This window comes from Neisseria sp. HMSC065D04, assembly GCF_001815675.1.
Classification (GTDB): Bacteria; Pseudomonadota; Gammaproteobacteria; order Burkholderiales; family Neisseriaceae; genus Neisseria.
In genome coordinates, this window is the sequence record NZ_KV821457.1 from 18,991 (window position 1) to 29,146 (window position 10,156).

13 protein-coding genes are annotated in these 10,156 nt (G+C 51.5%); all 13 read right to left on the reverse strand.

The genetic code is table 11. From position 1 onward, the window contains the following. Positions 1–39 precede the first annotated feature (39 nt). Positions 40–1,185, reverse strand: a complete 1,146-nt coding sequence (locus HMPREF3050_RS00345; RefSeq protein ID WP_070773063.1) for an HK97 family phage prohead protease — start codon at positions 1,183–1,185, stop codon at positions 40–42. A 66-nt stretch (positions 1,186–1,251) separates the two neighbouring features. Then, positions 1,252–3,399: a phage portal protein gene (locus tag HMPREF3050_RS00350; protein WP_070773064.1), complete on the reverse strand. Its 2,148-nt coding sequence runs from the start codon at positions 3,397–3,399 to the stop codon at positions 1,252–1,254. Next, positions 3,396–4,817 carry a phage terminase large subunit gene (gene terL, locus HMPREF3050_RS00355; protein WP_070773066.1) on the reverse strand — a complete coding sequence of 474 codons (1,422 nt, stop codon included), beginning with the start codon at positions 4,815–4,817 and terminating at the stop codon, positions 3,396–3,398. Before terL ends, HMPREF3050_RS00350 begins: the two co-directional genes overlap by 4 nt. 71 nt (positions 4,818–4,888) lie before the next feature. Beyond that, positions 4,889–5,341: a terminase small subunit-like protein gene (locus tag HMPREF3050_RS00360; RefSeq protein WP_070773068.1), complete on the reverse strand. Its 453-nt coding sequence runs from the start codon at positions 5,339–5,341 to the stop codon at positions 4,889–4,891. A 435-nt stretch (positions 5,342–5,776) separates the two neighbouring features. Then, positions 5,777–6,205 carry a hypothetical protein gene (locus HMPREF3050_RS00365; RefSeq protein WP_070773069.1) on the reverse strand — a complete coding sequence of 143 codons (429 nt, stop codon included), beginning with the start codon at positions 6,203–6,205 and terminating at the stop codon, positions 5,777–5,779. 29 nt (positions 6,206–6,234) lie between these two features. Then, positions 6,235–6,672, reverse strand: a complete 438-nt coding sequence (locus HMPREF3050_RS00370; protein ID WP_246830194.1) for a hypothetical protein — start codon at positions 6,670–6,672, stop codon at positions 6,235–6,237. A gap of 56 nt (positions 6,673–6,728) precedes the next feature. Beyond that, the gene (locus tag HMPREF3050_RS00375) at positions 6,729–7,127 is read right to left on the reverse strand and encodes a recombination protein NinB (protein WP_070773077.1); all 399 of its coding nucleotides are present in this window, start codon (positions 7,125–7,127) and stop codon (positions 6,729–6,731) included. Then, positions 7,124–7,429 carry a DUF1364 domain-containing protein gene (locus tag HMPREF3050_RS00380; RefSeq protein WP_070773079.1) on the reverse strand — a complete coding sequence of 102 codons (306 nt, stop codon included), beginning with the start codon at positions 7,427–7,429 and terminating at the stop codon, positions 7,124–7,126. Before HMPREF3050_RS00380 ends, HMPREF3050_RS00375 begins: the two co-directional genes overlap by 4 nt. Beyond that, positions 7,426–7,794, reverse strand: a complete 369-nt coding sequence (locus HMPREF3050_RS00385; protein WP_070773081.1) for a RusA family crossover junction endodeoxyribonuclease — start codon at positions 7,792–7,794, stop codon at positions 7,426–7,428. The genes HMPREF3050_RS00380 and HMPREF3050_RS00385 overlap by 4 nt, the downstream gene beginning before the upstream one ends. Next, positions 7,782–8,027, reverse strand: a complete 246-nt coding sequence (locus HMPREF3050_RS00390; RefSeq protein ID WP_141758366.1) for a hypothetical protein — start codon at positions 8,025–8,027, stop codon at positions 7,782–7,784. Before HMPREF3050_RS00390 ends, HMPREF3050_RS00385 begins: the two co-directional genes overlap by 13 nt. A gap of 80 nt (positions 8,028–8,107) precedes the next feature. After that, complete coding sequence (locus HMPREF3050_RS00395; protein WP_070773085.1) at positions 8,108–8,362, reverse strand: hypothetical protein; 255 nt, start codon at positions 8,360–8,362, stop codon at positions 8,108–8,110. Beyond that, on the reverse strand, positions 8,346–9,656 hold the full coding sequence (locus HMPREF3050_RS00400) for a replicative DNA helicase (protein ID WP_070773086.1): 1,311 nt from the start codon (positions 9,654–9,656) through the stop codon (positions 8,346–8,348). The genes HMPREF3050_RS00395 and HMPREF3050_RS00400 overlap by 17 nt, the downstream gene beginning before the upstream one ends. 2 nt (positions 9,657–9,658) lie before the next feature. Further along, a partial coding sequence (locus tag HMPREF3050_RS14505; RefSeq protein WP_210399902.1) for a DnaT-like ssDNA-binding domain-containing protein occupies positions 9,659–10,156 on the reverse strand: 498 nt, incomplete at its 5' end.

A 10,156-nucleotide genomic window follows, 5' to 3' on the forward strand; every position in this document is an offset into this window, starting at 1 on the left:
TATAGCTCCTGAAAATAAAAAAACCGCCTGTAAGCGGTGTTACAGACGGCCTGCGTGTGCTGCCTTGACGAGTGTTGCCACATCATCAAGCGAACCGTCATTCTTTACAATCGGCTGAAAACCGTTCAGCGGGTCTTCGCCGTTATCCTCTGCCTTGCCGATGGCTTTGGTACTGCCTTTCGGCGGTGCTGCCTGTTTCTTCAGACTTTCGATTTCCGCCTGCGCTTTAGCAAGGGCGTCATTCGATTTCTTCAGCGCGTCTTGTGCTTTTGCCAGTTCGTCTGCCGATTCGGCTTTAGCAAGGTCGTCTGATTTATCGGCTTTGGCTGCTAAACCATCGACCAGCTTGTCAGCTTCGCTTACCGTCAAGGCTTTCAGCGATTCGGCGAGGCTGCCCGCTGATTCTTTGATTTGCGCGATAACAGCCGCGTCCACATCGTCATAGATAGCGTCCTCAATCAGCCATTTCAGCGACGCCAACACATCGGCTAACGATTTGACTTGCCACATTGATTTAGCGACAGGCTCGTCTTTCGGCTTCTCAGCCTTTGCCAAAACTGCTTTCAAGATAGCGATTTCAGATTCGGACAATTCAACGCTTGCCGATTTCTCGGCTTCGTCTTTCTTGTCGTCTTCTTTGTCATCTTTCTTGTCGCCGTCTGCCTTTTCGGCATCGTCGTCTGGCGTTTCGTCGGCTTTGTCGGCTGACTCGTCGTCCTTATCCGTCGTTTCTTCATCGTCTTTGGGCTTGTCCGCCTTAAAGCAGGTAAACACCGCGTCGGGATTAGCAGGGCGGTCAACAAGGCTGATTTCTGTCAGCTTCAAGCCCGTAATTTGCGACTTATTCAACTCGTCGCGGGCGGTAACGCTGCCGCCGATTGAAAAGCCTTTGTAAACGCCTGTTTTGACTTTCGTCACGGCAACAGGGTCAACGATATGCGCGCCAAAGAACGTGCGCCCGTCGTCTTCTACATTAATCTCAATAGCCGTTCCCGCCGCGTTTGAGCCGTGCATTTCACGCACCGCGCCAAACTTCATATAGTCGGGAATGGCCGCTTTCATAGCTTCCGCCGCGATGACTTCGCCGTCCGAATCGACCGCTTCGCTTGAGGCGTAACCCCAAACTTTGACGGTGCCGTCGTCCTGCGCTTCCATCTTGGCGATTTCTGCGTATAACTTTGCCATTCTGTACTCCAAAAAAAGCCGCCCCCGTAAAGAGAGCGGCAAACCCATCACTACCACCAGTAAAAACTAAACTTTCGGCATATCCTCTGCCAAAACAGGCACGACCGTACATCTGCAATTAGGGTGGGCGGGCGGTGTCATGCCGCCATGTGCGAAATGCTCATGCAGCCCAATCACGCCCATCTTGCCGTTGGTGTTGCAGATTTCTGATACCTTGTCGTCTTCAGCGGTTATCCACCGCTTTCCGGCAACAAGCCCTGTTTCCGCCCAGCCTATCAAGTTGCCTGCGTTATCCGCTATCGCCGTCTCAGTTCGGGCAATGGTACGGGCGCGGGCATTACTAAAGGCATGGGATTCTTTCAGGCGACCCGCCAACTCCTGCACGCTGTCGCCGTTTTGCATGGCCTCGACCACTTGGGCGCGTATCATGTCGCGCGTTCCCTCTGTGATTTGCCACTCGGCGGCAGGGTTTTGGATAAGCTCGCCGCCCACCCACTTCATGCCGACCATTTCGGCGGCTCGGTCATGCGCCCACTTGACGGCACGGCTGCGAATATTCGTAACCATGCCGACGGCGGGGTCAGGCATTACCTGCAACAATGCAGCAACCGCCCCATCTTCCGCCGCCCGCCTGATTATCGGCTCGACCACATCGGACAAGCCCGCCCAGTCGCCGAAATCCAAACCGTCGGTAATGATTTTGGCTACCCGATTCAGTTCGGCGGTCAGGTCATCGGCCTGCCAGTCAACAGCAGCACCATCAATCAGCGCGGCGATTTGTTCAGCCATGCCGTCCACACGCGTCAGCAAATAAGCCTCAATAAGCGCGGCGGCTTCGGCTTCGCTCATTGGGCTTTCCGACTTTCCCAGTTTTTCAGCCTCTTGGTTCGGCTGCTCTTCAGGCCGTTGGTCGTCTTGCTTATTCGGAACAGGCTGTTCTTGTTCCGGTAACGGCTCCTTACCCAGTTCGGCGCGGATTTCGTCAGCGGCTAAGATGCCTGCGTTTTTGTAGATGGCGTAGATTTCCGCCTGTTCTTTCGGGTTGAGTGATTCTTCCTCCCGCCAAACAAACTCATACGCCGCCATATCCATGTAGCGGGCAAGCACGTCATCAATCAGGGCTTTCACCCAGTTCTTCAGGCTGCTCATGCCGTCGGACAACGATTGTTCGCGGCTCGTTTCCGCTACGCTTCGGTTTACCTGTGCCACGAACGGGGTAGGCTCAACACTAAACGCGAAGCAGACGACACGCGCCAACCATTCGTCGTAAACGTCTTTTAGCGGCGGCTGCTTAGTCTCCTTGAAGTTTCGGGATAACTCGCCCGGCACGAAACGCATTTTGCGCCGTTCCGCCGTCTCGCCCGACAACAGCAAATCCCAGTATTCTTGGAATCGCCGAATTTCGTCAGCCGACCACGCTTCAGGCACACCAACCAAAGCATCGGGCACACTGCCCACTGTGTAATACTCAAGCGCGTGAAGTTGCCGTTTTAGGGCAATGTTCACGGTCATGATGATTTGCTCGACAGGCGAATAGCCGTAAACCTTGTAGCTTCGGTTATTCCGCGAACGGTAAATCAACTCGTCCGCTGTGTAGTCAACCGCTGCCATGCCGTGCAATATTTGCTGATACGCTGTATCGGGCGGCAATGGCATACGCCCCGTGTTATCCAACACGCGCTTAATCGTTGCGCCGTCTATCACTTCAAGGGCGTATAAGTCGCCGCCAAGTGTCTTACGCGGATAGATGCACGGCGCGTCAATAACGAACAGGTCTTCCAGCAAGATACGCAGCCAGTCCGCCCATGTATGTTCTTTGTCAGGCGACTGAAAAAATGCGATTGCTTCATCGACCTTTCGGTCTTTGCGCTGTGATTCGTTGGCTTTGGTTGACTCAATATCACGCTTTTGGATCGTCCATTTCAAACTCTCCATTTGGTCTTTGCGCTTCTCGATGACCAAGCGCAACACGTCGTAGTTATCGGCAAGCGCGCGTAATTGCGCAAAGCCTATCGCCTCACGTTCACGCGGCTTGGAATGCCCGACGTTGTAGAACGGTTCATAATCGAACCGCCGACCCTCTGCCTGCTGTGCGACAGGGGCTAAAGGCTCGCCTGCGTCCATCCAAGCATCCGCATTGCCGGTAAAGGCATAACGGACACCGGCAGCAACGCGGGCAATAAAGCCTTGTGATAAAGGTGTCTTTTTACTCATTTGCTCTTCTCGACCTGCGAACGCAGAAAATCAATCATGCCCGTACGGGTATCCAGTAGCTCGCCAAATGCGCGGCTCAAACAGTCTATTTGGTCGTCGTGCTGCCCGTTTGGGAACATACGCATCTCAGCAATCAGCGCGTCTGTATCCCATGTGCCGTCATCCAACACCATCACATTACCGATGTTGACCTGTGCCGCGAACGGCTCGGCGCGTGTTACCTTGTCGCCCGATTCAGGACTAGCAGATACAGAAAAACCCGCCAATTGACGGGTTAGATACAGGGTTTGCGATTTACCCGCCTGCCCGGGGTCTTGTGGGATAGACACTTTTGTTTTCACGCCGTCTTTCTGCGCCGTGTTTCGCAATATCCTATCCCGCTCGTCTGCGCCGTACTGACCGCGCACGATATTGGCGATGATATACCGCCCGTCTTCTGTAACGCCAAGCCTGCCGCCTGCCGTGTAGTCTCCGTCGTTTGCGGTGGACGCTAAGTCCCATCCGCGCACCCATCTGATATTTCCAGCGGGCAGGGCTTTCACAAATTGCAGATTGTCAGGTTTGAATGTACCGCCATCGGGCGGGGCAGGGCGTTGCAAATACTGCCCGGCAAACACATACGGCGCGGCTTGCTCCATGCGGCGCAGCGTCTCGATGTCGTGCTTTTCAGGCCACAACGCCGTACCGTCTTCCTGAATGGCGGATAAGCACAAATGCTCCCACTCTTCGCCGTTGCCACCGTCAAGCAGCCAGCCCGCCAAATCTTTCTCGTGCAGGCGTTGCATGATTAGAATAATCGGCGTGTCAGGGCTATTCTTCCGCGATTCGACCGTGTTTTGAAACCAGTCGATGATGTTTTGCCGCCTGACCTCGCTTCGGGCTTCGTCAGCTTTGTGGGGGTCGTCAATGATGATGCACCCGCCGAAACCGTCCCGTTGCTTACCCGCGCCAAAACCTGTAATCGTACCGCCTGCACCTGTTGCGTACATTACGCCGCCTGCGGTCGTCTTCCAATGGCTGCTGCTTTCGCTTTCAAGTCCCACATTCGGAAATATCGCCCGATACTCCTCATGCTGTACCAAGTTTCGGATTTGCACAGAGTTATTGACCGCCAGTGTTGCCGAATAGCTCGCATGGATAAACTCACAATCAGGCACACGCCCCATCGCCCACGCGATGAAGTTCACAACCGCGATTTCCGTTTTCGAATAACGCGGCGGAATGTTGATAATCAGCCGTTTTGTTTCGCCGTTAAAGACACGCTCAAGCGCGTCGCAGATTAACTCATGGTGCCGCGCCTGAAGCCACTGATAACCGCGACGCTCACGGAACATCCAGCGCGTGAACATATACAGATTGATAGAGCTTAAATCGCGGATGACCGATATTTCTTCTTTGCTGAATTGCTCTAATGCCATTTTATTTTAAATTCCTTTGGAAGATTAATTAAAAATGGCATTGTAGCCGTTCATAAGATTAGCATTTTATGCTAAACCTTTCCCAAAACCTCTTTGGCTATCTTGCGATATTCTTCAGCATCTAAGCGCACCGTCGGCGTCATACTGCCATCGCTTGACTTAACATCAAGTTCCGATTTGTCGCCGTATTTCTTCGGCGCAATCTTTGACGCTGCCCATTTGCGGGCGTCTATCTGTAATTTAGCCTTTGCCACTGACGCGCTTTCTGCTTCCGCGTTATCGGCAATCTCGATAATCTCTTCCGCGAAATAGTCCGCCTGCTTATCTCTCGCGCGCGCGTATTGATGGCGAAACTCTTCGTTAGCCTCCAGCCAACGGTAAATAGTTTTCATTGGTGGCATACCATCTTCAGCACAGACGGCACGCAAACTTTTACCATGCGCGATTTGTTCGCAAATCTTATCAGCCATTTCTTGGCTATACTTCGTCGGACGCCCGATAGGGCGTTTTTCTTTCTCGCTCATATCGAACCTCACAGAAAAAAGAAAGCCGCCTGATTCCGATGTTAATCAGAATTAGACGGCAAAGGAGAGTAATACATCATGAAAAAATGGATAGCCCCATACCGATAACGGCAGGGGGCTATGTGCAAGAACCACTTTACAGCCTGTCATGGCAGGCGACCATTAGGCCGGGCAAACGCTGTTTCACTTGCTCCGCGTTTTTAAAGAGCGTCAACAAAGGAGAGTGGGGCGCGACCCCCTAGTTTATTTGGAAGCGTCCGCGTCATCTTCCTTAGCGGCTACGCCGCCCCTTGCCTTTTGCCAGTTACAGCACGGCTAGAAAACCTGAAATTCAGGTCGCCTGAAAACGCAAAAACCGCCCAATAAAGGCGGTTTATATAGCTATTTCCAAACTATAACATAATTGTATCTAAAAGGTTTCACACAGTCAATATGTTAGAACAATTTCATATTAGAAATTTTTTCAGTTTCAACGCCATAGCTGATTTGGTCGCCACGCACAACAAAGGCGTAGTCCTTAAAGCCTGTATATCCACCATGCTGATTTTTTGCGTTAATACGCGCGTTGAAGATATGACCAAAGTAAAACATACGCGTCATACAATTACCCATTGACGGATCAATTTTTGCACAAGCCGCAATCCACCCTTTACGCGCTGGTGTTGTGTCAACACTGCGAATATTCATAGAATCAGGGTCAACAAGATTATCGACCGCCCATTCTTTTATCGCCTTCTCAAACTGACTAGGCGGCATCGGGTCTGGATATGTCGCAGCCGCTAACTGCTGTTGATTCGGCTCAATCGCCGCCGCGCATCCTGCCAGTCCAGTAGCGACAACAACAGCAAGAATCAGATTCTTCATTTTTCATCCTTTTTGTGTAGTAATGTGGGTTATGAAATTATGCCACAGCGTTTAAACTCGTCATAGAGTTTTATTTGCGCGGTCTCTTCTAATCGAGCGATGATTTGACTGACTTTTTTTTGTTGCCGCCATACTGTTGCTTTTGACACATCATACCTGTCCATAATATTTGTCTGTTTTGGGCATCCCGTGAACAGATTAGACAATATCGCATCACACAGTAACAGATTCACGCCGTCGTTTTGCTCTTCGATGTAGGCCGTCAGGTCGATAATCCCGCTCAAGTCGCTGCTGTATTTACACTCTACCGCCGCCAACTCGTAGCGGTTTAACACGCGCTCTATGCGGCTGATAATCATCGCGGCGTTCGCGTGTGTTTCGGCTTGCGTCAAATCCCCGCCGCCGCCCATCACACCCTTGCTTTCGCACCATGCGCAGACGGACGCCGTGTTGTTCAGCGGCTCCATTCGCACACCTTGAATTTTATAAACATCTCGTAAGACTTGTTCCACGTTCTTGTACATCAAAACTCCCAAATTATTCCAAATTCCCCAGCCGCCCATGATTGCAAGCGGTTTTGATAATCCGTCATCTCAGCCGTATTAAGCGTTGTCGTGCTTATCGGCGTTTTGACTTCTGTGCCGTCGGGCATGGCTTTAATATCAAAGCCCAGTAACACGCCTTTGCAATACTCGTGCCACGTTTCCGCGCTATACCGCCTGCCGTTTACCCATGCCTTATCCGCCAACTCCCCGTAGATTTTCCATAAGCGGCGGTTTTGTTCGACGCTCCGTTTGGATTTGTGCGGGCGGATCGTGATGTCTAAATTACCGTTTTCAAACCACCCGTTCAGGTTGTCCCAAATCGTCCGCATGACTTCCTTTTTGTTTTGCGGCTTCAGTAGGAATTTCGCTTCGTTCATTTCAGACGGCCTTTCACACTGATAATCCCCAATTCTTCAAGGCGGCGTATCGTGCGGAATTGCGACCGGCGCATATAAAACTCTTTGTCCTCGCGGCTCAACTTGATATGCGACCGACCATCGATTACGTCATGACAGGAGCTACACCCGAAACCGCCGCTCAAGTCATCGCTTTTCAGCCCCATGCCGTGCGTCTCGCTTGGGAAATGGCAAAAGACGACGGTTTCGGGGTTGTAATTGCACACACCAGCGATGTTTAGTGTGCATTGCTCGCCTTTAGCGGCTTTTCTGATTGCGCTCATTCCAGCTCCTCGACCCTTACCACCAACCCGCCGCCTGCAAGCGGTTCGCTGCCATATTCAGCAACAATGCGCCTGACTTGATTGTCGTTTTCGTAGGCGACGCCCTGTAATGCGTCAAGGCAGACTTTCAGGCAGTTATCCAAATCCAAACAGACTTTGCTTGCCGACCCGTCTTTGTTTGCCTTTGGGACTAGCTGCACAGTCAGGCTTACCGTCTTAGCGGTCGGTTTGATTCCGTTTTCAGTGGCGATGGCGGCAACCCGCGCCTTGTATGCCACCGCCTCTTTGCTCACGATTTGACGGTTTCGGAACGTCCGCCAATAACGGTTAGTGCTGATAGGGTAGGGCAAACTTAAAACGTCCATTTCAACCCCAATTCTTCGTAAACTCGTTTAGCTGCGCCCGTGTTCCAGTAGGCAGGGCTTAAAAGTGGGAATGACTGATTTGCCATTTGCGCCGCTTCGCGCATCAAGACACCCACATCGGGAGCGGCCTTTTCTCGCAGTTCTTGGCGTTTTTGTTTTAGTGCCTCTTTGTTGTTTTCGCGGTAATACTTTGCCTCAATGCTGACGCACTCCTTGCATTTGGACTTAAACATACTGTTCCCATAGGCATCCAAGCCGCTTTTGTGATACTCGCTCAACGGCTTTTCTTCCCCGCATCTGCTACACACTTTCATCATTTTTTCGTTCTCCATTTTTCAAATTCACTTCTACGCTTCGCCATCGTCGCCGCCGGCGCGGCTTCAAAACCGCTACCACCCGACCAAAAGTCTTTCAGATGGCAGATATGCCCGCCGTGGTAGTACGTCGCCCGCTCCTCTGCATTTCGCGCCTTTGTGCATTTCGCAAACCCGCGCATGGTGCTTTCCGATTCGGCTTTGAAATCCGCGTGGGCGCAGTGGTAACAGGTTTGCTTAGTTGTAATACTCATACTCTCCAAACCTTTGATATTGCCCCTCCCACGTCAAATCAAGTACACCACGCTCACCGTCTCGATTCTTCGCAATAATTAATTCCGCCGTTCCTTGCGGTGCTTCGGAATCGTAGTAGCCCTCACGGTATGGCATCAGTACCAAGTTTGCGTTTTGTTCAATACCGCCACTTCCTCGGAGGTCTGCAAGGCTTGGCCGTTTGTCTGCCTGCTTTTCTGTCGCTCGGTTAAGCTGTGCAACAAGCAAGACGTGAATTTGCAGTTCCATCGCCAGGCGTTTCAGCCGTGCCGTAATATCATCAAGTTCGGCAACCTCGTTCACGCCTTTCCGCGGCATCAGGTGCAGATGGTCTACAACAAGCAGGTCAAGCCCTGATTTACGCTTCTCTAATCGGCATCGTGCGGCAATTGTGTCAATTCCGATCATCTCGGTATTAATCACAAACTTCCAATTTCTCGCCTTGTTGATATACAGGGCAAAATTGTCTGTTTCCGTTTGTGTCATGCGGTATTTCTTCAGCCTGCCGTAATCAATCGCATATTCAGCAGATGCTCCGCGTTGGGTTAGTTCCACGCCTGACATCTCGTAACTTTGGAAGCGCACTGACAGGCCGTTTTTCGCGCAGTGCCGAGCAATGTTTTCAGCAAGAACCGATTTACCCATACCCGGCCTTGCGCCGATCACTGTCAGATTTCCGCGTTGCAGGCCGCCTGTTGCCTCGTCCAAATTACTGAAGCCAGTCGAGAAACCAAGCATTCCGTCTGTTTCGGAAATTCGCTCCCAGTGATGCAGTGTTGCCCTTATCGCATCTTCGTAGCTCATTTCCTCGCTTCTACCTGCCGCCGTGCCGCTGATTTTGTCTAACAGGGCAACCGCCTCAGCCTGTCTATCGGCGATTGAGCGGCCATCTCGTTCTGTCGCCAGTCTTTCGATTTGTTCAGCAGCGAATCGCAATTCACGCTCTGCCGCACTTTCTGACACCAGCCGCGCATATCGGCCAACATTCGCCGCCGATGGCGTGTTTTGGTGCAGGTCAATCAGGTAGGCAAGGCCGCCTGTTTCTTCGCTCAATCCACGCTTACCAAGTTCAGCATCAAGCGTAATCACATCTACCGGCAGGCCGTCTGAAATCATCGACATGGCGGTTTTGAAAATCAGGCCGTTCTTTTCGCTGAAAAAATTATTTGGCGTTAAGTCTGTCAGCAAGTTTGCAGAATCGTTGTCGATCAGGATCGCCCCCAACACTGACTGCTCTGCCTCCAGGCTTGCTAAGATTTCAAATTGCTCAGTCATTTTCAAAATTTCCCCAATGGTCGAAGCCCTGATGATTTTTTAACTACCGGCATACCGTCAGCAGTTCGCACATCCAAGCGTTTATGTGCAGGGTCTTGTCTTACCGCGCCCAATTCGCCTCTTGCCTTTAAGCGTGTCAGCGATTGAAAAAACTTGTGTTCCCACATCGCCTGCGTTTGCATATCGCCTCTTGCTCCCCAATAGCCTGTAAACTCAATCAGCGCGTCTTTGATTCGTTTGTCTTCAAGGCTTGGGATTTGTGAGCGGCGAAGTTTTGCGTTAAACGCTTTTTTGTCTTCAGGCTCCCAGTCGTCAGTAATCGCAAAATCGCCGATGTTGATGCTGATGGGTTCCGCACTCTCTGACGCTTCGGGAACATCGTCCCCTACATCTCCGTCTTTACTATCTTTCAGTACTTGTTGAATATCAGTATTTACTAGTGTCGGCTCAGCCTGATTAGGCTCAGCCTGATTAGGCTTACCCTGATTAGGCTTACCCTG